This window comes from Luteimonas aestuarii, from assembly GCF_004357985.1.
Classification (GTDB): domain Bacteria; phylum Pseudomonadota; class Gammaproteobacteria; order Xanthomonadales; family Xanthomonadaceae; genus Luteimonas; species Luteimonas aestuarii.
The window spans coordinates 67,528-88,772 of record NZ_SMTF01000015.1 but is presented as its reverse complement, the minus strand read 5'-3'; the positions used below and the strand labels follow the sequence as shown (position 1 = coordinate 88,772).

The 21,245-nt window shown below is 68.4% G+C and carries 25 protein-coding genes and 4 tRNA genes; 10 read left to right on the top strand and 19 right to left on the bottom strand.

The features are described 5' to 3' along the window. From E2F46_RS14680 to E2F46_RS14620, 13 genes are all read right to left on the bottom strand, one after another. A partial coding sequence (locus E2F46_RS14680) for a GTP-binding protein (RefSeq protein ID WP_133323330.1) occupies window positions 1-185 on the bottom strand: 185 nt, incomplete at its 3' end. After that, a tRNA-Thr gene (locus tag E2F46_RS14675) sits at window positions 176-251 on the bottom strand. The genes E2F46_RS14680 and E2F46_RS14675, both read right to left, overlap by 10 nt. Before the next feature lie 50 nt (window positions 252-301). Beyond that, window positions 302-375: transfer RNA gene (locus E2F46_RS14670), tRNA-Gly, on the bottom strand. Window positions 376-405: 30 nt separating this feature from the next. Further along, a tRNA-Tyr gene (locus tag E2F46_RS14665) sits at window positions 406-491 on the bottom strand. 55 nt (window positions 492-546) lie between these two features. Beyond that, on the bottom strand, window positions 547-1,446 hold the full coding sequence (locus E2F46_RS14660) for an ion transporter (RefSeq protein WP_207949592.1): 900 nt from the start codon (window positions 1,444-1,446) through the stop codon (window positions 547-549). A gap of 10 nt (window positions 1,447-1,456) precedes the next feature. Continuing rightward, entirely contained in the window at window positions 1,457-2,548 is a 1,092-nt protein-coding gene (ychF, locus tag E2F46_RS14655) for a redox-regulated ATPase YchF (RefSeq protein ID WP_133323329.1), read from the bottom strand. 83 nt (window positions 2,549-2,631) lie between these two features. Further along, entirely contained in the window at window positions 2,632-3,213 is a 582-nt protein-coding gene (gene pth, locus E2F46_RS14650) for an aminoacyl-tRNA hydrolase (protein ID WP_133323328.1), read from the bottom strand. Between the two features lie 51 nt (window positions 3,214-3,264). Then, window positions 3,265-3,924: a 50S ribosomal protein L25/general stress protein Ctc gene (locus tag E2F46_RS14645; protein ID WP_133323327.1), complete on the bottom strand. Its 660-nt coding sequence runs from the start codon at window positions 3,922-3,924 to the stop codon at window positions 3,265-3,267. 81 nt (window positions 3,925-4,005) lie between these two features. Continuing rightward, a complete protein-coding gene (locus tag E2F46_RS14640) occupies window positions 4,006-4,965 on the bottom strand; it encodes a ribose-phosphate diphosphokinase (protein ID WP_133323326.1) in 960 nt (319 codons plus the stop codon). Between the two features lie 78 nt (window positions 4,966-5,043). Continuing rightward, window positions 5,044-5,119, bottom strand: a tRNA-Gln gene (locus E2F46_RS14635). Further along, window positions 5,118-5,990 (bottom strand): 4-(cytidine 5'-diphospho)-2-C-methyl-D-erythritol kinase, encoded by an 873-nt coding sequence (gene ispE / locus E2F46_RS14630; protein WP_133323325.1) that lies wholly within the window; start codon window positions 5,988-5,990, stop codon window positions 5,118-5,120. Before ispE ends, E2F46_RS14635 begins: the two co-directional genes overlap by 2 nt. 5 nt (window positions 5,991-5,995) lie before the next feature. Then, a complete protein-coding gene (gene lolB, locus E2F46_RS14625) occupies window positions 5,996-6,994 on the bottom strand; it encodes a lipoprotein insertase outer membrane protein LolB (protein WP_133323324.1) in 999 nt (332 codons plus the stop codon). Next, window positions 6,991-8,673, bottom strand: coding sequence for a tetratricopeptide repeat protein (locus E2F46_RS14620; protein ID WP_133323323.1), 1,683 nt, complete (start codon window positions 8,671-8,673; stop codon window positions 6,991-6,993). The genes lolB and E2F46_RS14620 overlap by 4 nt, the downstream gene beginning before the upstream one ends. 104 nt (window positions 8,674-8,777) lie before the next feature. Here E2F46_RS14620 and hemA point away from each other — a divergent pair, with 104 nt between their 5' ends. From hemA to E2F46_RS14585, 7 genes are read left to right on the top strand one after another with little or no spacing between them, the layout of a single operon-like run. Beyond that, complete coding sequence (hemA, locus tag E2F46_RS14615; RefSeq protein ID WP_133323322.1) at window positions 8,778-10,061, top strand: glutamyl-tRNA reductase; 1,284 nt, start codon at window positions 8,778-8,780, stop codon at window positions 10,059-10,061. A gap of 52 nt (window positions 10,062-10,113) precedes the next feature. Further along, on the top strand, window positions 10,114-11,199 hold the full coding sequence (gene prfA / locus E2F46_RS14610; protein ID WP_133323321.1) for a peptide chain release factor 1: 1,086 nt from the start codon (window positions 10,114-10,116) through the stop codon (window positions 11,197-11,199). A 2-nt stretch (window positions 11,200-11,201) separates the two neighbouring features. Then, window positions 11,202-11,648, top strand: a complete 447-nt coding sequence (locus tag E2F46_RS14605; protein ID WP_133323320.1) for a GNAT family N-acetyltransferase — start codon at window positions 11,202-11,204, stop codon at window positions 11,646-11,648. Between the two features lie 58 nt (window positions 11,649-11,706). Then, entirely contained in the window at window positions 11,707-12,231 is a 525-nt protein-coding gene (gene moaB, locus E2F46_RS14600) for a molybdenum cofactor biosynthesis protein B (protein WP_133323319.1), read from the top strand. Further along, complete coding sequence (locus E2F46_RS14595; RefSeq protein WP_133323318.1) at window positions 12,228-12,569, top strand: helix-turn-helix domain-containing protein; 342 nt, start codon at window positions 12,228-12,230, stop codon at window positions 12,567-12,569. The genes moaB and E2F46_RS14595 overlap by 4 nt, the downstream gene beginning before the upstream one ends. Continuing rightward, entirely contained in the window at window positions 12,566-13,345 is a 780-nt protein-coding gene (ppk2, locus tag E2F46_RS14590; RefSeq protein WP_133323317.1) for a polyphosphate kinase 2, read from the top strand. Before E2F46_RS14595 ends, ppk2 begins: the two co-directional genes overlap by 4 nt. Before the next feature lie 37 nt (window positions 13,346-13,382). Beyond that, window positions 13,383-13,781: a hypothetical protein gene (locus E2F46_RS14585; RefSeq protein WP_133323316.1), complete on the top strand. Its 399-nt coding sequence runs from the start codon at window positions 13,383-13,385 to the stop codon at window positions 13,779-13,781. 9 nt (window positions 13,782-13,790) lie between these two features. Here E2F46_RS14585 and E2F46_RS14580 read toward each other — a convergent pair whose 3' ends face one another. From E2F46_RS14580 to E2F46_RS14565, 4 genes are read right to left on the bottom strand one after another with little or no spacing between them, the layout of a single operon-like run. Further along, window positions 13,791-14,672 (bottom strand): alpha/beta hydrolase, encoded by an 882-nt coding sequence (locus tag E2F46_RS14580; RefSeq protein WP_207949591.1) that lies wholly within the window; start codon window positions 14,670-14,672, stop codon window positions 13,791-13,793. 35 nt (window positions 14,673-14,707) lie between these two features. Continuing rightward, the gene (locus E2F46_RS14575; protein ID WP_133323314.1) at window positions 14,708-14,977 is read right to left on the bottom strand and encodes an acylphosphatase; all 270 of its coding nucleotides are present in this window, start codon (window positions 14,975-14,977) and stop codon (window positions 14,708-14,710) included. After that, a complete protein-coding gene (locus E2F46_RS14570) occupies window positions 14,977-15,573 on the bottom strand; it encodes a TlpA family protein disulfide reductase (RefSeq protein ID WP_133323313.1) in 597 nt (198 codons plus the stop codon). Before E2F46_RS14570 ends, E2F46_RS14575 begins: the two co-directional genes overlap by 1 nt. Beyond that, window positions 15,570-16,841: a YihY family inner membrane protein gene (locus E2F46_RS14565; protein ID WP_133323312.1), complete on the bottom strand. Its 1,272-nt coding sequence runs from the start codon at window positions 16,839-16,841 to the stop codon at window positions 15,570-15,572. The genes E2F46_RS14570 and E2F46_RS14565 overlap by 4 nt, the downstream gene beginning before the upstream one ends. Before the next feature lie 85 nt (window positions 16,842-16,926). On the opposite strand from E2F46_RS14565, the gene wrbA reads away from it, so the two are divergent. Genes wrbA through E2F46_RS14550 form a run of 3 tightly spaced genes read left to right on the top strand, consistent with a single transcriptional unit; the run spans window position 16,927 to window position 18,396 of the window. Next, window positions 16,927-17,517, top strand: coding sequence for an NAD(P)H:quinone oxidoreductase (gene wrbA, locus E2F46_RS14560; RefSeq protein ID WP_133323336.1), 591 nt, complete (start codon window positions 16,927-16,929; stop codon window positions 17,515-17,517). Continuing rightward, on the top strand, window positions 17,514-17,870 hold the full coding sequence (locus tag E2F46_RS14555; protein WP_133323311.1) for a DUF2069 domain-containing protein: 357 nt from the start codon (window positions 17,514-17,516) through the stop codon (window positions 17,868-17,870). Before wrbA ends, E2F46_RS14555 begins: the two co-directional genes overlap by 4 nt. A 37-nt stretch (window positions 17,871-17,907) precedes the next feature. After that, window positions 17,908-18,396: an asparaginase domain-containing protein gene (locus E2F46_RS14550; RefSeq protein ID WP_133323310.1), complete on the top strand. Its 489-nt coding sequence runs from the start codon at window positions 17,908-17,910 to the stop codon at window positions 18,394-18,396. Here the strand turns inward: E2F46_RS14550 and E2F46_RS14545 are convergent. Both E2F46_RS14545 and E2F46_RS14540 read right to left on the bottom strand, forming a co-directional pair. Beyond that, the gene (locus tag E2F46_RS14545; RefSeq protein ID WP_133323309.1) at window positions 18,393-18,806 is read right to left on the bottom strand and encodes a hypothetical protein; all 414 of its coding nucleotides are present in this window, start codon (window positions 18,804-18,806) and stop codon (window positions 18,393-18,395) included. The two genes, E2F46_RS14550 and E2F46_RS14545, sit on opposite strands and share 4 nt — an antisense overlap. A 126-nt stretch (window positions 18,807-18,932) precedes the next feature. Next, window positions 18,933-21,242, bottom strand: a complete 2,310-nt coding sequence (locus tag E2F46_RS14540) for a proprotein convertase P-domain-containing protein (protein ID WP_165967487.1) — start codon at window positions 21,240-21,242, stop codon at window positions 18,933-18,935. Between the last annotated feature and the right edge of the window lie 3 nt (window positions 21,243-21,245).

The following is a 21,245-nucleotide window of genomic DNA, read 5'->3' as shown; positions in this document are numbered from 1 at the left end:
AAACGCTCCGCGCCGATCTTCGTCAGCGCCGCCGTCAGCGTCGTCTTGCCGTGGTCCACGTGGCCAATCGTGCCCACGTTCACGTGGGGCTTGGTGCGCTCGAACTTACCCTTTGCCATGGCTATCTGTCTCGGATCGGTTGGATTGTTGCGGGGTGCCGCTTGCGCGGCGAAGGTGGTGCTCACGAATGGAATCGAACCATCGACCTCCTCCTTACCAAGGAGGTGCTCTACCGACTGAGCTACGTGAGCGGTGATGTGTGGTGCGTGGTGCCCAATTGCAATGCTGGAACAACCAATGGTGGAGCGGGAGACGGGAATCGAACCCGCGCTAGTAGCTTGGAAGGCTACAGTTCTACCATTGAACTACTCCCGCACCGGGCGGAACGCTTGCAGGTGTGCGGACTGGTGGAGGGAGGTGGATTCGAACCACCGAAGGCGTAAGCCAGCAGATTTACAGTCTGCCCCCGTTGGCCGCTTGGGTATCCCTCCGGTCGTCGCAAACCCGTCAAACAGCCCGTTATTTTGAGGGCGGCCCGCGGCCCTGTCAACGCGCATCGCCACCTTCGTTCCCGACGGGGGCACGAAGGGCGGCCACGTCCTGCCGCAACCGATGGATTTCATGTCGCAGCGCCTCGAGGGCCTGCCCCTGCTCGACGCTGGCGGCCGGGGCCAGCGGCGCCGCGACTGCGCCCGCCTGGGCACCCTCACCGGACGGCGCTTCCCCGTCGTGCAGGGTCTGCATGGTGTTGACGATGATGGCGATGAACAGGTTCAACATGGTGAACGTGGCCAGCAGGATGAAGGGCACGAAGAACGCCCAGGCCCAGGGATAGGCCTGCATGACCGGGCGCACGATGCCCATCGACCAGCTTTCCAGGGTCATGATCTGGAACAGCGTGTACAGCGACTTGCCCAGGCTGCCGAACCAGTCCGGGAAACTGGCGGCGAACATGCCGGTGGCCACCACCGCGGCCACGTAGAACAGGATCATCATCAGCCCCGCGATGGCACCGATGCCCGGGATCGCCCGCAGCAGCGCCTCCACCACGAAACGCAGCTGCGGCATCATCGATGCCAGCCGCAGCACCCGCAGCACCCGCAGCACCCGCAGCACCGCGAACGGACCGGATGCCGGGACCAGCGCGATTCCGACGACCAGCAGGTCGAACACGTTCCAGCCGCTGCGGAAGAAGCGCGGGCCATGGCCCCACAGCTTCAACGCCAGCTCCACCACGAAAATCGCCAGGCAGGCATGGTCCAGCAGGAGCAGCCATGGACCGATCGACGCGCGCAGGGCCGGCGAGGTTTCCATGCCCAGGATCGCGGCGTTCAGCACGATCACTGCGATCACGAACCGCTGCACCGCCGCGGATTCGACCCACAGCGCGACGCGTGCGCGCAGGCCCGTCGACGGCGTCACCATGGTGTCGGATGCAGGTTTCATGCCGGTGGCCTCAGACGTTGAACCGGAAATGCAGCACGTCGCCTTCCTGCACGCGGTACTCCTTGCCCTCCAGGCGCAGGCGACCGGCTTCGCGCGCACCGGCCTCGCCCTTGAGGCGGATGTAGTCGTCGTAGGCGATGGTCTCGGCGCGGATGAAGCCCTTCTCGAAATCGGTATGGATCACCGCAGCGGCCTGCGGCGCGGTCGCGCCGGCCTTCACCGTCCAGGCCCGCACTTCCTTCACCCCGGCGGTGAAATAGGTCTGCAGCCCGAGCAACGTGTAGGCCGCACGGATCACGCGATTCAGGCCCGGCTCCTCGAGGCCGAGGTCCTTGAGGAACTCGTCGCGGTCGGCATCGTCCAGCTGCGACAGTTCTTCCTCGATTGCCGCCGACACCGGCACGACTTCGGCACCCTCGCCCGCGGCACGTGCGCGCACGGCGTCGAGGTGCGGATTGTTCTCGAAGCCGTCCTCGAGCACGTTGGCGATGTACAGCACCGGCTTCATGGTCAGTAGGAACAGTTCGCGCACCAGTACGCGTTCCTCGTCCGTCAGCGCCACCGAACGCGCCGGCTTGCCGTCGTCCAGCACCGCACGCAGCTTCTGCAGCACCTCGATGCGGCCCTTGGCATCCTTGTCGCCGCTTTTGGCCACGCGCTCGTAGCGCGCGATGGCCTTGTCCACCGAATCCAGGTCGGCCAGCGCCAGCTCGGTATCGATCGTCTCGATGTCGGCAATCGGGTCGACCTTGTTGGCGACATGGATCACGTCGTCGTTCTCGAAGCAGCGCACCACATGGGTGATCGCGTCCACCTCGCGGATGTGCGCCAGGAACTTGTTGCCCAGGCCTTCGCCGCTGGCGGCACCCGCGACCAGCCCGGCGATGTCGACGAACTCGACCGCCGTCGGCACCACCTTCTCGGGCTTGACGATGCTGGCCAGCGCACCCAGCCGCGGGTCGGGCACCGGCACCACCCCCACGTTCGGCTCGATGGTGCAGAACGGGAAGTTGGCCGCGGCGATGCCCGCCTTGGTCAGTGCGTTGAAAAGGGTCGACTTGCCGACGTTCGGCAGGCCGACGATGCCGCATTGGATGCCCATGGGAGTCCGGGTTGGTGATTCGTGATTGCCGATTCGAAGAAGCGAGGCCGCGCCTCGCAGAACCGGCAATCACCAATCACGAATCAAGGCTTGCCCGTGTGCAACCGCTTCATCGCTTCGTTGAAATCGCCTTGCATCGCCAGTGGCAGCACGTCGATCGCGTCGTCGATGGCGCGTCCGATCATGATCTCGTCATCCGTGCCCGGCTTGCCCAGCACCCATCCGGTCACGCGGTCCTTGTGCCCCGGGTGGCCGATGCCGATGCGCAGCCGGTGGAACCGGCCATGCCCCAGCAGTTTCATCGTGTCCCGCAGGCCGTTCTGGCCGCCATGCCCGCCATCGAACTTCAGGCGCGCCACGCCCGGCGGCAGGTCCAGCTCGTCATGCGCCAGCAGCGCCTGTTCCGGCTCGATCTTCCAGAAGCGCAGCGCGGCCATGACCGACTTGCCGCTGAGGTTCATGTAGGTCGCCGGCTTCAGCAGCCACAGCGCCCGACCGGCCACGTCCACCTTCGCCACCTCGCCGAACAGCTTGGCGTCCACGGCGAAACGCACACCCGCCTTGTCCGCAAGCGTGTCCACAAAACGGAAACCGGCATTGTGCCGGTCCCGTTCATGCTCCCGGCCCGGGTTGCCCAGGCCGACGATGAGTCGCAATCCATCCATCGCAGGAATGCGGACCCGCGGCTCCGTTCCGGGGCCGCAGGCCGGCACGGATTACTTGTCGTCGTCCTTCGCGACCTTGCTGGCCGGGACTTCGGCGCCCTCTTCGGCGGCTTCGTCCTCGACCACGTCTTCCTGGCCGTGCTTGGCGATGACCACCGCCACGTCGTGCTCCTTGCCCTGCTTCAGCGCCGGGATCTCGACGCCCTTCGGCAGCTTGATGTCCGACAGGTGCACGATGTCACCGACCGACAACGCCGCCAGGTCGATCTCGAGGTACTCCGGCAGGTCCTTCGGCAGGCACTCGACTTCCACTTCGTTGAGCTCGTGCATCACCACCACGTCGGAGGACTTGCCGGCGGGCGAGGTGTCCTCGTTGAGGAAGTGCAGCGGCACCGACGTGCGCAGCGTCTCGTTGTCGTTCACGCGCTGGAAGTCCAGGTGCATGATCAGCTGCTTGTACGGATGGCGCTGCATGTCGCGCAGCAGGACCTTCTGCACGTCGCCGCCCAGGCTCAGGTCGAGGATCGACGAATAGAACCATTCGTTCTGGCTGGCCAGCCAGACGGTTTCGTGGTCGAGCTGGATGCTGACCGGCTTGAGTTCGCCACCGTAGACGATGGCGGGGATCTTGGCGGCGTGACGAAGGCGGCGGCTCGCACCCTTCCCTTCGTCTTCGCGGCGCTCGACCTTGATTTCATGTGTCGTTGCCATGTTGCTTGTCTCTCTTTGCTTGCAATGGAACCGCCTCGCGGCGGTCGATGACACTCACCCGCGACCAGGTGAGTGGAAGTGTCAGTCCAGGTACAGCGAACTGACGGATTCGCCGAATGCGATCCGGCGGATGGTTTCGGCCAGCAGCTCGGCGACGCTGAGCTGGCGGATGCGTCCGCAGGCCTTGGCGGCTTCGGAGAGCGGGATGGTGTCGGTCACCACCAGCTCGTCGAGCTGCGACTTGTTCAGGTTGTCGATCGCCGCACCCGACAGCACCGGGTGCGTGCAGTACGCGACCACCTTGGTCGCGCCCTCGGCCTTCAGCGCCGCGGCTGCCGCGCACAACGTGCCGGCGGTATCGACGATGTCGTCCACCAGCACGCAGGTCTTGCCCTGCACGTCGCCGATGATGTTCATCACCGTGGCCACGTTGGCGCGTGGACGGCGCTTGTCGATGATCGCCAGGTCCGCGTCGTCGAGGCGCTTGGCGATCGCCCGGGCGCGCACCACGCCGCCGACGTCCGGCGAGACCACGATCAGGTTGTCGGTGCCGTGCGCGCGCCAGACATCGGCGAGCAACAGCGGCGACGCATACACATTGTCGACCGGGATGTCGAAGAAGCCCTGGATCTGGTCGGCGTGCAGGTCCACGGTCAGCACGCCGTCGGTCCCGACCGCATCGAACATCTTCGCCGCCACCTTGGCCGTGATCGGCACCCGCGACGAGCGCAGGCGACGGTCCTGCCGCGCGTAGCCGAAGTACGGCACCACCGCGGTGACGCTGGACGCCGACGCGCGCTTGAGCGCATCGACCAGCGCCATCAGCTCCATGAAGTGCTCGGCGGTGGGCGCGCACGTGGACTGCACCACGAACACGTCCTGCCGGCGCACGTTCTCCTCGATCTCGACCTGGACCTCGCCGTCCGAGAACGTCGACACCAGCGCCTTGCCCTGCCTGACCCCGAGTTCGCGACAGATCGCCTGTGCCAGCGGCCTGTTCGCATTGCCCGAGAAGATCAACAGGTTGCGATCTTCCTTCATTTCGACGACTCCGCTTCGCTCTGACCGTGCGGTTGGCAGCGCTGCGCAAAGGATGCCGCGCAGACGTTGCATGGTGTGTGGCAGGGGCGGAAGGATTCGAACCTACGCATGCCAGGATCAAAACCTGGTGCCTTAACCGCTTGGCGACGCCCCTACAGCGTCTTCGCGTCGAGTGCGTCCAGCAGCGGCGACCGCGCCACGCCCGCCGCAAGCCACGCGTTCACGCCGGCCGGCAACGTCGCAAGCGCGACTTCGGCGGACTCGCGCGTGGCGAATTCGACGAAGCAGCCGCTGCCCGACCCGGTCAGGCGTGGCGAACCGACCTGCGACAATGCCGCGAACATGGCCTCGACGGCCGGTTCGCGGGAGCGCAGCACCGGCTCGAACGCATTGCCGAGCGGAGCACCCGAAACGAAGTCGGATATTGTCGCGGGTGCAGCATTCCTCGTCAATTCAGGTGCTTGGAACAGCGCCGCGGTGGGCACGTGGACACCGGGGTCGGCCAGCACGTACCAGGCCGGAGGCAGGTCCAGCGGCTCCAGCAGCTCACCCACGCCTTCGGCCCAGGCGTTGCGCCCGCGCACGAACACCGGCACGTCCGCGCCCAGCGCCAGCCCCAGCTCGGCCAGTCGCTCGTCGCCAAGATCGAGGCCCCACAGCCGGTCCAGCGCACGCAGCACTGTGGCTGCGTCCGACGAGCCTCCGCCGAACCCCCCTCCCGCGGGAACATGCTTTTCGATGCAGATGTCTGCACCTTGCCCACAATTTGTAGATGCTTGCAGCAATTTGGCTGCACGAATGGTCAAGTCGTCGCTTGCCTGGACGCCGGGCGCGGAGGCACCAACGCGCTCGATCATGCCATCGCTGCGAATCCGGAGACGAATGCGATCGCCCCAATCGAGCAGCCTGAATACGGTCTGCAGCAGGTGGTAGCCGTCGGCCCGGCGACCCACGACCTGCAGGCACAGGTTCAGCTTGGCCGGCGCCGGCCACGTGGTCCAGCCGCCCTCGCTTGCCGCCGTCATCGATCTCAGTCCACGCGTCCGGGCCGGGCGACGGGCGCGCCCTCGGCCTCGGTATGCCAGGCGACCAGCGCCTGGTTGTACGCCCGCGCATAGGCCTCGGCCTTGTGCTTCAACCGCAGGTGCCGGTCGCCCAGCACCACGTCGCCGCTGCCATCGAGGATGCGGACCTCGCCCTCGGGCAACACCCCCTCCGGATCGCCCGGGGCAAGGCAAGCGAACCCGCAGACCACCAGTGGGCGCAGGTCACCTCCGGCCACCTGCCGTCGCAGGTCGGCGGCGGGATCCTCCAGGTCCAGCCTGGCCAGCGCTGCCGCCAGCTCACCCGCCGCGTCGAGCATCTCGATTCCGATACCGGGCTGCACGGCCTGCGCCTGCGTGACCTGCCATTGGTCGACGATCAGTCGCACCCGGGCATCGCCGCGCGCCGCGTCCACCACGTCCATCCTGCGCGGCAGCGCCGGCCGGTCCGTCGCAGCAGGGTGCCAGTCGCGATAATCGATCCGCCAGCCAAGCTGCTCCAGGCTGGCCGGCAAGTTGTCGGCGCCATGCACTACGCGCGCTGGCGCGGCCATGTCCTCGCTGGCCGCGATCCCCCGCACCCAGGCCACCATGGCCCGGACCGGGATGCGCCAGCCGGTCGCAGCCAGCAGCATTCTTTCGGAATCGTCGCCTTCCAGCGGACCGCCCTCCACGCCCTCGAGCCGTGCACCCGTCGGATCGCCGGTCAGCCGCCAACTCTGGCGCGTGACCGGCGCGCTCAGCGAAATGACGTAACGATCCCCGTCCTGCGACCACTCGATGCGCCCGCTTCCGCCCTGCGATCCGCTCGACACCGCAAGCCGGCCCGACAGCTGCCAGCCGGTGATCGCCGCGCGCTGCTGGTCGTGCATGCGCGCGGCCGCCTCGTCGGCCGGGCCGGCGGGGCGTCGCGGCTGCGTCGCGCAGGCCGACAGGGCCATCGCAACGACGCACGTGATGGCGAAACGAGGAAACAACCGATTCATGCGCCGGTATTCGCCAGCGCCCGCAGCAGCGAGCGGTTGTCGGGATCGAGCTTGCGCGCTTCGTCGAAGTACTTGCGCGCCTCGTCGCGGCGACCCAGTTCCCACAGCACCTCGGCGACGTGCGCGGCGATTTCGGCGTCCTTCTGCATCGTGTACGCGCGCCGCAGGTGCACCAGCGCCTCCTCCTTGCGGCCCAGGCGGTACAGCACCCAGCCATAGCTATCGATGATCGCGGCATTGTCCGGCTCTGCGATGCGTGCGCGATCGATCAGCTCCAGCGCCTCCTCGTAGCGCGTGGTGCGATCGGCCAGCGTATAGCCCAGCGCATTGAGCGCGGCGACGTTCTCGGGATCGGCCACCAGGATCATGCGCAGGTCGGCCTCGGCGCGCGGGATGTCGTCGCGGCGCTCCCACATCAGTGCGCGGGAGTACAGCAGCGACGGCTCGTCAGGCCAGGCGGCCAAGCCGCGGGTATAAGCGTCGTACTCGCCTTCGACATCCCCATCCTCGGCACGCAGCTCGGCCTCCATCAGGTAGGCGACGCGACGGAACTCCTCGATGGCGGACGCATCGTTCTGCAGCGCACGCAATGCGGCGTAGGCCTCGTCGCCGCGCTCGAGCTTGTGCAACATGCGGGTGGCGCGCAGGCGCGCCTGCCAGCGCTGGTCGCCCCCCGGCACGCTCTGGTACCAGTCCAGCGCCTCGCCGTGATGCTCGAGGTACTCGGCCACCTGGCCCAGCAGCAGGCGCTGCATCGGGTTGGGATCGCCCGCGCCGCGCTTGAGTTCCTCGTACAGCGCGCCCAATGCGTCCTTGTCCTCGCCCTGCGCCAGCAGCGAGGCGCGCAACGCCTGGGTGCGGGGATCCTGCGGCCCCTCCGCCAGCACCTGCTCGGCCGAGAGCGGCTCGTCGAGCGCCTCGTATTCCATCGCAATCGCATAGCGCAGCTCGGGCACGAGGCGAGCGGCATCGCGGGTGTCGACCAGGATGGCGCGTGCGCCGTCGATGTCGCCCGCCAGGCGCAACTGCCGCGCCCGCAGCAGGGCGACGCGCGGTTCGCCCGGGAAGCGTTGCACGATGCGCGCCCCGATCTCGTCGGCCAGCGCCGGCTGGTCGAGGCGCTGGGCCATCTCGCCAAGGGACAGCCACGCCGGCAGGCTGTCCGGCACGCTGCCGGAGGCAACCAGTTGTCGCAGGACCCGCGCGGATACCGCCGGATCCCGCGCCGCAGCGAGCACCGGGCCAAGGAAGCGCCAGCCCGCGCCGGACGGGTCCTGCAGCATGGTTTCGAGCGTGCGCCGGGCATCACGCACGCGGCCGTTCCGGATCGCCAGCGCGGCCTGGGCCGCCTGCATGTCCAGCGTACGCGGCGCCCGCGCTTGCCACAGCGCCAGCGCCTGCGCGGCGCGGCGATCGTCGTTGCCCAGCAGCGCCAGTCGGGTGGCGTGCGCCGCGAGGGCGATGTCATCGCCCGACGCCCTTGCCGCCGCCAGGTACCAGTCGATGGCCTCGTCCAGCCGCCCCGCCTGCGCGGCGTACTCGCCGGCCATCGTGGCACCCAGCACGTCATCGCGCAGCGGATCGTCCGGCGCAGGCTGTGCCCAGGCGGGTAGAGCCACGGCCAATCCAAACAGCAAGGCCAGGCGGGCGGCACGACAGGAACGGCGGCGGGCGGGCATCTGCGGCACGGGCGGCATAAAATGGGGGATCGACCGGAAGCTTATCGCAAGCGCCTGAACGGGCCGGAAGCCGTCCTGCCTCCCGCCCGGGCCGCCCGCCAGCCATGACCCTGCACGCCATCGGCATCAATCACCAGACCGCGCCGGTCGCCCTGCGCGAGCGCGTCGCGTTCGGCGACAGCGCGGTGCCGGGGGCACTGGCGGCGGTGCGCGCGTTGCCAGGTGTGCGCGAGGTGGCGCTGCTGTCGACCTGCAACCGTACCGAGCTTTACGCCTCCACCGAGGGCGATGGCGCTGCGCTCGCCGACTGGCTGGCCACCCATCCCGAAGGCGATGGCGACCTGCATGCCTATCTCTACCTGCACCGCGACCATGCCGCCGTGCGCCACCTGTTCCGCGTCGCCAGCGGCCTGGATTCGCTGGTGCTCGGCGAGCCGCAGATCCTCGGCCAGGTGAAGCAGGCCTGGGCGATGGCGCGCGGCGCCGGCACGCTGGGCGGGCAACTCGACCGCCTGTTCCAGCACGCCTTCGTCACCGCCAAGCGCGCGCGCAGCGAAACCCGGATCGGCAACAGCCCGGTGTCGGTGGCCTCGCTGGCGGTGCGGCTGGCGCAGGAGTCGTTCGCGCGGCCTTCGGATTCCGTGGTGCTGCTGATCGGTGCCGGCGAGACCATCGAACTGGCCGCACGCCACCTTGCGCAGGCCAAGGTGAAGCGACTGCTGGTCGCCAACCGCACCTACGCGCACGCGCAGGAACTCGCTGCGCGACACAACGCCGTCGCATTGCCGCTGGATGAACTCGAACGCCACCTGTTCCTGGCGGACGTGGTGTTCTCCGCCACGGCCAGTCGCGACCCGGTCCTGTCGAAGCCGCAGATCGAAGCCGCGATGCGTGCGCGCAAGCACCGGCCGATGTTGCTGATGGACCTTGCCGTGCCGCGCGACATCGCACCGGAGGTCGCCGACCTCGCTGACGTCTTCGTCTACACCGTCGACGACCTGCAGCGCGCGGTCGAGCACAATCGCCGCGGCCGCCACGAAGCCGCCGCCGATGCCGAGGCGATCGTCGACCTGCAGGTCTCGCGCTACAGCGAGGCGCTGGCCGCCGGTGCGCGCAACGAACCGATCAAGCGCCTGCGTGCGCACGGCGAAGCCGCCCGTGCCGAACTGCTGGCCAGGGCACGCGCGCAGCTGGCCGCAGGCCAGGACCCGCAGGCCGTGCTGGAAGCCTTGGCGCACTCGCTCACCAACCGGCTGCTGCACCCTCCCACCGCCGCCTTGCGTGAAGCCGCACTGGGCGGCGGCGACGATGCCTTCGCACGCAGCCTTGCGCGGCTGCTGCCTGCCACCTCGCAGGACGACGACTCGACGGATCCGACGCTCGGGTAGCGACGCTCCATCTGCGCCGCACCCTCCCGTCCGTTCCTTCCCGAAGTCGCCCATGCTCCCCACCCTGCGCCGCAAACTCGAAGCCCTTGCCGAACGCCGCGACGAACTGGAACGGCTGTTGGCCGATCCTGCCGTTGCCGCCGACAACAACCGGTTCCGAAGCCTGTCCCGTGAGTTCGCACAGCTTGAACCGCTGGCCGTGGCGCTGGCCGGGGAACGCCAGGCGCGCGACGACCTCGCCGCCGCCGAAGCGATGCGCGGTGACCCGGAGTTGCGTGCGCTGGCCGACGAGGAAATGGCCGCCGGCCAGGCACGGCTGGCGACGCTCGACGCCACCCTGATGGCACTGCTGGTCCCGCGCGACGCGCGCGACGATGGCGGCCTGTACCTCGAGATCCGCGCCGGTACCGGCGGCGACGAAGCGGCGATCTTCGCCGGCGACCTGTTCCGCATGTACAGCCGCCACGCCGAACGCCAGGGCTGGCGGGTGGAGGTGGAGTCGGCCAACCCCGGCGAGCATGGTGGTTACCGCGAGATCATCGCGCGCGTGGAGGGCACGGGCGCCTACGCGCAACTGAAGTTCGAATCCGGCACCCATCGCGTGCAGCGCGTGCCGGAGACCGAATCGCAGGGGCGCATCCATACCTCCGCCGCGACGGTCGCGATCATCGCGGTCGAGGACGACGGCGAACCGATCGAGATCAACCCCGCCGACCTGAAGGTCGATACCTTCCGCTCGTCCGGCGCCGGCGGCCAGCACGTCAACAAGACCGATTCGGCGATCCGCATCACCCACGTGCCCAGCGGCGTGGTGGTGGAATCCCAGACCGAACGCAGCCAGCACGCCAACCGTGACAAGGCGATGAAGCGGCTGAAGGCGATGCTGGCCGAAGCCGAGGCCGAGAAGCGCGCGGCCGCGACCGCCGCGACGCGCAAGCTGCAGGTCGGCAGCGGCGACCGCAGCCAGCGCATCCGCACCTACAACTACCCACAGGGCCGTATCACCGACCATCGCGTCGAAGGCCTGACCCTGTACGACCTGCCCAACGTGCTGGAGGGCAACCTCGATGCGCTGATCGAGCGCCTCTCGCGCGAACACCAGGCCGACGAACTCGCCCGACTCACCGACGGAACCTGACCATGCCCGCCACCATCGCCCACGCCGTGCCCGCCGACCTCGACGCGCTGTCGCGGCTGTTCGACGCCTACCGGCAGTTCTACGGGCAACAGGCGGACGTCGAGGCCGCGCGCGACTGGCTGCGCAACCGCCTGCGCTTCGGCGAATCGAAGGTGATCGTGGCGCGACAGGGCGGCGACATCGTCGGCTTCGCACAGCTGTATCCGTCGTTCTCGTCGGTGCGCATGGCGCGCAGCTGGATCCTCAACGATCTTTTCGTATTGCCAGCGACGCGCCGCCAGGGCGTGGCGCGGGCGCTGCTGGATGCCGCCGCCGGCTTCGCGCGCGAGGACGGTGCGGGCGTGATTTCGCTCGAGACCGGGCGCGGCAACGAGGCGGCACGCGCGACCTATCGCGCCGCGGGTTGGTCGGAAGACGATACCCAGTGGTATTCGCTGGCATTGAAGTGACGCCTGGCTGACGCAACAGGCAGGTGCGGCGGGCCGGGGCCCGCCCTACACTGGCGGCATGAGCGCACATGCCGACTTCATCCCGCTGCACCTCTGCGTCCTCACCGTCTCGGACACGCGCACGCTGGCCGACGATGCGTCCGGCGACCACCTCGCCAACGCGCTGCAGGCCGAAGGCCATCGCCTGCACGAACGCACCCTGCTGCCCGACGACCGCTACGCCCTGCGCGCGCTGGTCTCGAAGTGGATCGCCGATCCCGCCGTGGACGGCATCCTGGTCACCGGCGGCACCGGCTTCACCGGCCGCGATTCCACGCCCGAGGCGCTGCTGCCGCTGCTGGACAAGCAGATGCCCGGCTTCGGCGAGCTGTTCCGCGCGGTCTCCTTCGAGGAGATCGGTACCTCGTCGCTGCAGTCGCGCGCGTTCGCGGGATTGGCCAACGGGACCTTCCTGTTCGCGCTGCCGGGATCCACCTCGGCCTGCCGCACGGCGTGGGACAGGATCATCCGCGCGCAGCTCGACGCGCGTACCCGGCCCTGCAACCTCGCCACCCTGCGGCCACGCCTGAAGGAAGCCTCGTGAGCATCGACCAGACCCTGCGCCTGCTCGCCAGGTCACGCGGCCTCACCGTCGCCGACATCGCCACCGCCATCCCGCGCGCGGGCGTGGCCACGGTATCGGCGTGGATGCGCGGCGAGAAACTGCCGGCGAAGGAACAACTGGACGCCCTCGCCCGCACCTTCGGCGTGCCCGCCGGCGCCTTGCTGGCGGAACTGGCCAGCACGCTCGACCCGGCACGGACGAAAGGCGAGCACGAGCTGCTGGCCGCCTACCGCGCACTCAATGCCCGGCAACAGGGTGCGCTGCTGGAGGTGTCGCGCAGCATGGCCGGCACCGCCAAGCCACGGAAGACACGATGAAGCCGATCAAGCGCAAGGACTACGAAGCCGCACTGGAGCCCATGCAACTGGAGCTGGAGGCGCTGGCGCGCTGGCTGCAGCGCACCGGCAAGCGGCTGCTGGTGGTATTCGAAGGCCGCGATACCGCGGGCAAGGGCGGCGCGATCAGTGCGGTGTCGCAGCGCCTCAATCCGCGGCAGTGCCATGTGGTGGCGCTGTCCAAACCCACCGAACGCGAATCCGGCCAGTGGTATTTCCAGCGTTACGTGCCGCACCTGCCGGCGGCAGGCGAAATCGTGCTGCTGGACCGCAGCTGGTACAACCGCGCCGGCGTGGAGCGGGTGATGGGCTTCGCCACCGACGCGCAGGTGCAGGCGTTCCTGGAACAGGCGCCGATCTTCGAGAAGCAACTGGTCGACGACGGCATCCTGCTGTTCAAGTACTGGCTGTGCTGCGACCAGGCGCAGCAGGAGCAGCGCTTCGCCGAACGCAACGAGGATCCGCTCAAGCGCTGGAAGCTCTCGCCCATCGACCTGGAGGCGCGCAAGCGCTATGACGACTACACGCTTGCGCGCGAAGCGATGCTCGCAGCCACGCACAAGCCGTTCGCGCCGTGGACGCTGGTCGATTTCAACGACCAGCGGCTGGGCCGGCTGACCCTGCTCCGCGACCTGCTGGACCGATTACCCGACACGCGGCTGGAACAAGACACCCTCGACTTCCCGCCACTGCCCGGCGAGCCCGCCAGGGAACGCTACGGCATGCTCAAGCCGATCACACCCTTCGATGCCGGCTAGCGCGCGTTTCCCTCCCGCTGTTCGCGCAGCATCGATCATGCTCATCGCCTCGCTGCCGCTGCACGCGGTCGCGCAGGACGCCCCACCGGCGAACGAGGCCGGCACGGACGGGGCCGCGACCGGCGACCTCGGCACGGTGCGCGTCATCGGCGTCTACGAGCCGCCCGCCGACCCGTTCGCGCTGGAGAATCCGGTCGACTACGCCGCCACCCGCTTCCAGCGCGACTGGCGTGAACCGCCAAGCCTCGAAGAGATCGGCATGCGGGGCGGCATCGTCCACATCGCGATCAACCAGGGGCTGCTGATGGCCGCGCAGCAGGTCACGAAACTGCCCGGATGGAAGCACCAGGTGCAGGGCGCCACGGCGCGACCACCTCCGCTGGACGAAGAAGAAGCCCAGCGCGCGATGCGGGTCCGGCAGACACTATCGCCCTGACCGGCGCTTTCAGCGCGCGCCACCGTCGCGCTTGCCGAACAGCCAGCCCATGCCCGCTCGATAGCTGTTGACGCTGTCGGCAGCGTGCGTTCCGTCCGGAACCGTGTGCAGGTGCACCGCCCAGGGCGCATCCTGCCGATCCCGCCAGGCATCGAACCAGGCCAGCGCCGATTCCCGCAGCGCGGGCCAGTCCCGCGCGCCGCTGGTGACAACCAGCCCCAGGTCATCGCGCACCGCTGCAGGGGGCGCCGCAAAGAACCGCCCACGCCCGGGGTCGAACGCGGGATTGCTGGCGATCCGCCCCCAGAACAGGTCAGGCGCGACGAATGCCGAATACAGCACGAAATACCCGCCACGGCTCTGCCCGAACAGGATGCGACGCATCGGGTCCGCGGCATAGCGGCGCTCGACCTCCGGCAGCAGTTCTTCGCGCAGCAAGGCCAGGAAGCGGTCCGCACCGCCCTGGTCCTCGCGCGCATCGGCGGCTGGTGCGGAAAAATCGTAACCGCGGCGGTTGACCGATGACTCGAAGCCTCCGTAGGCGATGCCGACCACGATGGCCTCGGGAAGCCCATCGTCGTAGGTCAGGAACAGGTGGTTCGCCGCGAGGATCGGGAACAGCGAATCCCCGTCCAGCAGATAGACGACCGGATAGCGCTGCGGCGCATCGGGATCGTAGCCCTCCGGCAGCCGCACGTAGATGTGGAAACTGCGTCCCACGGCGGCGGACGCATGCAGGAAATAGTCGCCGCGCAGCGCGGGCAAGTGCTGCAGCGGGGTGTCCTTCGCCACCGCATCGCTCGCGCCCCCTGGTTGCGCCTGCGCCATGCCGATCGTGCAGATCAACGCCAGTGCAACTGCCAACAGCCAGTGCCGCACGCGTCGGTTCACCATCCACTCCTCCACCCCAAGGCCGCGATGCCGCGTCAGCGGATCTCGAAACCGCCCGGCACGTCCAGCCCGGGTGCATCCTCACGCACCACTGCATCCACGCGCGCGGACGGGGGCCCGTCTTCCAGCCACTGTGCCAGTGCATCCAGCGCGTGCGGATCGCCCGCGGCCACCACCTCGACACGACCATCCGCCAGGTTCTTCGCCCAGCCACGCAAACCAAGCGACACGGCCTGCGCACGGGTCGATGCACGGAAGAACACGCCCTGCACCCTGCCTTCGACGAGGAAGTACGCTGCGGCCATCAGGCTTCGACCGACGGCCCGCCGTTGTTGGCGATCGCAGTTTCGATCTCCTTCGCGGTGACCGGTCCGAGGAACTGGCGCGCCACCTTCCCGTCGGGCGCAATGAGGTAGGTCATCGGCAGTCCGCGCGGCGTGGCGAAATCCGCCGGCGGGTCGTACACGTCGAGGATCGCGATCGGATAGACGACAGGGTGCTTTTCCAGGAACGCGCGCATGGCCTCGGGTTCGATCTCCTCGTAGGCCAGGCCGATCACCTCGACATGCTCGCGCATCGCATCGAGCGCGGAAAGTTCCGGCATCTCCTTCAGGCACGGGGAGCACCACGTGGCCCAGAAATTGACCACCACCCACTTGCCGCGCCGATCCGCCAGGTCGTACTCGTCGCCATCGATGGTCGCGATGCGCAGCGTCGGCACCTCGGGCCGGCCTTCCACGCCCGGGTCCGGGGCGCCGTCCCCACTGTCCACGACACCATCGAGCGGCGCCTCGGGTGCGGCATCGGCCTGCGCGGCGGGCGTATCGGCGGGCGGCTTGCAGGCAGCCAGCAGGAGGGCGGCGGCCACCAGCAGGGATGGCAGGACGGCATGTCGAATCATCTCGGGGATCCTTCGGGGAACAGGTCGGCGACGTTGCGCTTGAGCAGGTCGCGCAGCGGGACGCGCAGGTCGTCCAGCGCGCTCATCGCGGCAGCGCCAAGGGCATCGTCGCGACAGGGAAGATGCGCTTCCGCGATCGGGATGCGCAACCGGCAGGCTTCGTAGAGTTCGGCCAGGGTCAGGCCATCCAGGTCGCGTGCCAGCAGCCACTCGCCGTTCTCGGCACGCTTGACCAGGTTGATCATCGACAGCTGCGTCAGCATTTCGTGCAGCAGGGTATCGGTGAGCAGCGGCTCGGCGTCCATCATCTGCGAGGTGGTGAGGCCGAGGCCACGCTCGCGCGCGCGGGAGAAGCGGCCCAGCAGGCGCAGCAGGCCATACAGCTCATAGCCCAACGGCAGGCGCATCGCCGCGGGCTGGTAGCGGAACGCGGACACCGCCGACGCCAGCGAGGCCCCCAGCAGCACCGCGATCCAGCACAGGTAGATCCAGATCAGCAGGATCGGCAGCGCCGCAAGCGCCCCGTAAAGCCGCTGGTAACCGTCGAAGCTGGCCAGGAAGATGCCGATGCCCCACTTCGCCAACTCCAGCAGGAAGGTCGCCAGCAACCCCCCGGCGAACGCATGGCGCCAGTCGACGTTGCGATGCGGCACCACCCGGTAGATCACGGTGATCGCACCCAGCTCCACCAGGATCGGCGTGGTTCGCAGGGCAAGGTTGGACACCCACACGCCTTCGCTGGTGCTGAACAGCGGAAGCGCGAAGATCCACGCCGACAGTGCGAACGATGCGGCCGCCATCAGCGCCCCCAGCGTCAGCACCGTCCAGTACACCAGGAAACGGCCGATCTGCGGACGCGCCGCCGACACCCGCCAGATGCGGTTGAAGGTCGATTCGATGCTGTTGAGCGTGATCAGCAGCGACACCACCAGCGCGATCACGCCGGCGACGGTCAGCTTGCCGGCGTTGTCGACGAAGCTGCCGATGCTCTGCTTCAGCGGGCCCGCGGCATTGGGCACGAAGTTGGCGAACACGTACTCGGTCAGCTGCTCGCTCCACTCCTCGAACACCGGGAAGGCCGACAGCACGCCGAAGACCACGATGGCCAGCGGCACCAGCGCGAAGATGGTGGTGTAGGCCAGGGCGGCGGCGGCCTGGAACAGATCGTCATCGAGGAACCGTCGGGCGAGGAAGCGTGCGAATGAGCGCATCCGCGCCCGGTCTCGCATCCGTTCGCTCCAGTGGTAGAACGTATCCAGCGGCTCCATGCGCGAAGCGTAGCAAACGCACGCTGTCAAACCGTCATGCCAGCCCTTACCCTTGCGCCTGAGCGACGATCACGACGAGGTGCAGGTGGCGGACATCCTGGTGCTGTACTACAGCCGCAACGGCTCGGTCGCCGCGCTGGCGCGGCAGATCGCGCGGGGCGTGGGCGAAGTCGACGGCATGGCGGCGCGCCTGCGCACGGTGCCACCGGTCGCCCCGGTGACCGAAACCGCGGCACCGCCGGTGCCGGAAGAAGGCGCGCCTTACGTGTCCCGACGGGACCTGGCCGAATGCGCCGGCCTGCTGCTCGGCAGCCCGACCCGGTTCGGCAACATGGCCGCGCCACTGAAGCACTTCATCGATGGCCTGGGCGCCGAATGGGCCAGCGGGACGCTGGTGGGCAAGCCCGCGGCCGTGTTCACGTCCACGGCCACCATGCACGGCGGCCAAGAGAGCACCCTGCTGTCGATGATGGTGCCGCTGCTGCACCACGGCTGCGTGCTGGCGGGGATTCCCTACACCGAGCCGGTGCTGTCGTCCACCCGCACCGGCGGCACGCCGTACGGCGCGAGCCACGTGGCCGGTCCACGCGACGACCCCAGCCCCAGCGATGACGAGGCCCTGCTCGCTCGCGCGCTGGGCAAGCGCATCGCCCTGCTGGCGGCGCGGCTGTCATGAATCGCTTTCCGGCGTCTCGCGTCGTGCCGGGCGGTGCGCTGCTCGCCATCGCCGCCCTGTATGCATGGTGGTTCCGCGACGACGCACAGCGCTTCGCCGCGTGGCTGGTACTGGTGTTGCCACCGCTGCTGCTCGCCCCCGGCGTTCTGCTGGGCGGACGGCTCTCGCGCTTCTGGTCCGGCGTGCTTGCCCTGCTGTGGTTCTGCCACGGCGTGATGGAGGCCTGGTCCGAGGCGGCGACGCGCCTGCAGGCCTGGGGTTTGATCGTGCTGTCGCTGGCGGTGGTGTTCTCGGTCAGCTGGCCGGCACTGCAGTCGCGCATGGGCGGCCGGCGCAGCGACGGCAAGGGTTAGAATCCGCGGCACACTTCCCGCGCATGCCGGCATCGCAATGGATCAGCTGCTGATCGTCACCACCGGTGGCACCATCGACAAGATCTACTTCGACGACAAGTCGGACTACCAGATCGGCGATCCACAGATCGGGCGCATGCTCGACGAGCTTGGCGTGGCGTTCCGCTATACGGTGATCCCGATCATCCGCAAGGACTCGCTGCACATCACTGCGGAAGACCGCGAGTTGATCCGCGCCACGGTCGCCGCGCAGCCGGCACGGCACGTGCTGATCACGCACGGCACCGATTCGATGGTCGAAACCGCGAAGGTGCTGTCCACGCTGGACGGCAAGACCATCGTGCTGACCGGCGCGCTCAGCCCGGCACGCTTCCGCGGCTCCGACGCGGAGTTCAACATCGGCTGCGCGGTCGGTGCGGTGCAATCGCTGCCGCCGGGGGCCTACATCGCCATGAACGGCCGCATCTGGGACCCGGCCAAGGTCCGCAAGAACGTGGACGCGAACCGGTTCGAGGCGGCTGGCTAGTCGCCGGTCGGCAGTTCCGGGCCACGGATCGGATCGATGCCCATCCGGCCATCGGGTTCGATGTATTCCACGTCGGGATCGTCGCGGAAACGCTGCATCAGCGCCTCGGCCTCGGCGGCATCCAGCGGCCGGCTGGTGAAGAACAGGTCGGCCTGCACGCCAAGCCGGCGCTGCCATTCCAGCTGCACGCCCGCCGGCGCTACGGACGCCAGCTTGGACCGCGCAGCCAGGGTGTCCTGCAATGGGGCGGAGCCTTCTCGGAACTTCACGATGAAGCGGGACTGACCCGCGGCAGGGACGGTCGCAGCGGTATCCGGGGACATGGCATTGGCTCCCTGTGGGGCGGCGCATGCGCTGAGCTGCGGCATTGCCAGCAGCAGCGCCAGCGTCGCAAAGGCAGTCAGTCGCATCGGGACACCTCGCATCTGGATGTTCAACGTAAGCGGATTGCACGACATGGGACGTGAACAGAACGCGACCCCGGCCGAGGCCAGGGTCGCGATGATGACGCCCGGTGCCTGTCACTCAATCCTGCGTCAGAAGCGGATGCTCCAGCTGTTCAGCGTGCCGGTATCCTGCGCCGCGTTGTCGGACACCCGCAGGCGCCAGGTGCCGTTCTTCGGCTTGGTCGCCAGGTTCACCGTGTAGGTCGCCACGATATCGTCGGCACTGCCGCCGGTACGGTTGTGCAGCACGGTCGTGGTGCCATCCGGTGCAACGAGGGTGACGATCAGGTCGCCGATCCAGGTGTGGGTGATGTTCACCGACACCTGTGTCTCCGCCAGGGCATTGCCGCTGCGGCCTGACACCGTGATCGGGCTTTCGATGCCGGTCGCATTATTGTCCGGGATCGGGAACGCCGTGCTGTTGGTGTAGGTCACCACCTCGCCGTGCGTGGCCACGACCTTGACGCCGTTGTAAGCCGTCTCGCCCTGGACCAGCACGTAGTAGATGCCTGGCTGCGGACTGGCGATGCTGACGGTTTCGTTGTTGCCCGGGCGCATCGAGCGGTAGTCGTACGAGGAAGGCGCAGGTACCGCGTCGTGGCTCACGTACAGGGTGACGTTGCCGGTACCGGCATAGGTGCGGAACACCAGCGGCCCGGTCGCGTTCTCGTCCAGCACGATGCGATAGAGCGTGCCGGCGCCGGCAGCGCCGGACTGGCCTTCGAGCGTCACGCCGTCCACCAGGTCGATGGCATCCGGCACCGTTGCCACCGTCACCGATTCGGTGTGGCTGGCGGTGTTGTCGTCGTCATCGGTGACGGTCAGGGTGACGCTGTAGGTGCCATCCTCCGCATAGGCATGCACCGGGTTGGCTGCGGTCGACGTGTTGCCGTCGCCGAAGTCCCAGGCATGGGTGAGCGTGCCGTCATCGGTGGAGGTATCGGTGAACGTCACGGTCAGTTCGTCCGCCACCCAGGTGAAGCCGGCAACCGGCAGCGTGGGATCGACCGGGGTGGAATCGAGGCCATCGATGAATTCGGCACCGGTGCCCACCGGGTCGAGCCAGTTGCTCAGGCGCGTGCTGTCCGAACCGCCACCGGTCCACGACGTGAACACGCGGCCGTAGTAGTCGCTGTGGTCGTCGCCGCTGGTGCTGCACGAGGCCAGGCCGCCATGCAGCTGGCCGATCACGCGACCATCCGGGTTGTAGAGCGGTGAGCCGGACGATCCGCCCTCGGTCGTGCCCGGCTGGTCCCAGAACACATGCAGGTGGGTGCTGCCGGTTGGCGTGCCGTATCCGCTGATCCGCAGCGGGTTGGACGAATGCGTGATGCGTTTCTCGGCGACGCGCGGATGGTGAATGCCGGTCGCGCCAGCGGGTGCGGTGTTGCGGCGGTCCCAGCCCGACCAGTACAGGTTGAAGTCGGGATTGGCGGGCGCATCGAGCTCGAGCAACGTGAAATCCGATGTCGACGACGTCGCCAGTGCGACCGAGCCGGTCTGGTTCTGCGCGAGGCTGCCATCGCCGTCCTGGCCGCTGGCCGGGCTGCCTGGCGCACGGCAGGTCGAATTCTGGTAGTTCCAGTACACCACGATGCTGGCCGCGTTGGCCGCCGTGCTCATGCCGCAATGATGCGCGGTAAGGAACAGCATGCGCTGGTCGTTGGCGGTGTTGTTGACCAGCGAACCACTGCACCAGAGCGTGCCTTGGCGTGAATAGGCGCCCACGGAACGGATCTGGTCGCGCCAGCCGTCGCCCGCAGGACAGACCACGTCGATGTTGCAGCTGCCGGAAACGCCCTGCGGCTGCAGCAGGGACGTGCGCGTCAGCCGGTCGAAGCCAACGTAATCATGGTTGACGCTGGTCAGGCGCAGCTTGAGCTCGCCCGCGCTGGCCTTCGGCACCACGGCTTCGATCACGGCCACGTCGCCGCTCACGACCGGTGTCCACAGCTGCCGGTGCGCCTTGTTGTCGGCGCTGGTGAAGGTGCGGATCAATTCCGGATCGGCATTGCGGTTCAACCCTGCGGGATAGACCAGCAGGCGCCCGCCTTCCGGCATCACGTACTCCGAGAATCCGAAATTGAGCGACAGCGCGCCGCGGGATTCCAGGCGCAACCGCCACACCAGGTCGCCATTGGGCAGTTCGTCCCAACTGCCGGCGTTGGCGGGCGTGATGTCGACCGCGTGCGGCGTCGCGAAACGCACGGGGGCTGCACCGGGCCTTGCCGCGGCGCGCGCATCCTCGGCATGCAGCCGTGCCACGTCCACCCTTGGCATGCTCCTGATCTCGACCGTGTGCTCGGCCGGCAGGCGGTGCTCGAACGCGGCCGGACGCGCGTCGCCTGGTGCGGCGACCGCCGTCCCCCACGCCATTGCGGCCGCAATGATCAATCCCATCGT